This window comes from Actinoallomurus acaciae (assembly GCF_042429965.1).
GTDB lineage: Bacteria > Actinomycetota > Actinomycetes > Streptosporangiales > Streptosporangiaceae > Actinoallomurus > Actinoallomurus acaciae.
Window position 1 is genome coordinate 1 of record NZ_JBHLZP010001058.1, and the last position, 1,246, is coordinate 1,246.

Sequence of the window (1,246 nt, forward strand, 5' to 3'; positions counted from 1 at the left end):
GCGCGGGCGCCCGCCTCCTGGAGGCGGCGGCGGAAGAGGCGCTCACCGGGCGGACCGCGCTGGTCGTCGCGCACCGTCTCACCCAGGCCGCCGCGGCCGACCGCGTGGTCGTCCTGGACGCCGGACGGGTGGTCGAGTCCGGCACCCACGACGAGCTGGTGGCCGCCGGTGGCCGCTATGCCGCGCTCTGGTCGGCCTGGTCGAGCCGCCGCTGACCCGCGCGCGGGGTCAGTCCGCGCTCATGGCGTCGATGAGGCTCTGCGGGCGCATGTCGGTCCAGTGCTCCTCGACGTAGTCCAGGCACTCCTGCCGCCCGGAGGGGCCGAACACGCTGGTCCAGCCGTCCGGGACGTCGGCGAAGTCCGGCCACAGGCTGTGCTGGTTCTCCGCGTTGACCAGGACGCGGTAGACGCCGTCGGGGTTCTCGAAGGGGTTGGTGCTCATGCTGTCTCCTCGGTGGTCAGTACAACTAGGGCCCGCAGGGCGCGGAACCAGGTCTGGGCCAGGTCGTCGACGGTGGAGGTCGTCAGGACGGCGCGCGGCCAGGCCCAGCTCACGCTCAGCTCCGGGCCGGTGGGCCGGTCCTCGGTCTGCGCGTTGACGACCAGGGCGAAGGTCTCGGGCATCGCGTCGTCGGCGCCGTTGTCGGCGGCCTCGGCCTCCGGCGCGAACTCCCAGTCGGCCGCCTCGGGGAAGTCGAAGCGGCCCATGTAGTTGAACTCGATCTGGGGCTCGGCCAGCCCCGCCAGCTCCGCGGCCGTCCCCGGGTTCAGCCGGCGCAGCAGGCCGTAGCCCATCCCGTTGTCGGGCAGCGACGTCAGGTGCTCCCGTACGCGGCGCACGGCCTCGGCCACGGCCGGTCCGCCGCGCAGCGCCTCGTCCAGGTCGAGCCCGGCCACGTCGAGGCGGATCGGGAAGACGTTGGTGAACCAGCCGACCGTCGTGGACAGGTCGACGTCCCCGGCCACCTGCTCCTCCCGTCCGTGTCCCTCCAGCGCGACGAGCACGGAGTCGCCCGGGTGTCCCCGGTGCCTCCGCCAGTCGGCGACCGCGAGGCCGAGCCCGGCGAGCAGCACGTCGTTCACCGAGGCGCCGAGCGCCGCGGGCACCCGCGTGAGCAGCGGCTCGGTGACGTCCGGCGGCAGGGTGACGGTGACCTCCTCGATCGTGGCCGCGACGTCACGGGTGGGGTCGAGCGGGCGGTCGAGCGGGAGCGGCTCGTTCTTGGCGAGCAGGTCACGCCACA

The 1,246-nt window shown here is 74.0% G+C and carries 2 protein-coding genes and 1 pseudogene; 1 reads left to right on the top strand and 2 read right to left on the bottom strand.

Going from position 1 to position 1,246, the window contains the following annotated elements; all coding sequences use genetic code 11:
- Window positions 1-215 (top strand): annotated as a pseudogene (locus tag ACFFNX_RS50405) (ABC transporter ATP-binding protein); the annotation flags it as partial.
- 13 nt (window positions 216-228) lie between these two features.
- Here ACFFNX_RS50405 and ACFFNX_RS50410 read toward each other — a convergent pair.
- Both ACFFNX_RS50410 and ACFFNX_RS50415 read right to left on the bottom strand, forming a co-directional pair.
- Window positions 229-444, bottom strand: a complete 216-nt coding sequence (locus ACFFNX_RS50410) for an MbtH family protein (protein WP_378213614.1) — start codon at window positions 442-444, stop codon at window positions 229-231.
- Window positions 441-1,246: condensation domain-containing protein (locus ACFFNX_RS50415; RefSeq protein WP_378213615.1), on the bottom strand; the 806-nt coding region annotated here is incomplete at its 5' end. The genes ACFFNX_RS50415 and ACFFNX_RS50410, both read right to left, overlap by 4 nt.

Excerpts from the sequence above, each read along its gene's own strand:
- ACFFNX_RS50410 (WP_378213614.1), bottom strand. The coding sequence starts at position 444 with ATGAGCACCAACCCCTTCGAGAACCCCGACGGCGTCTACCGCGTCCTG.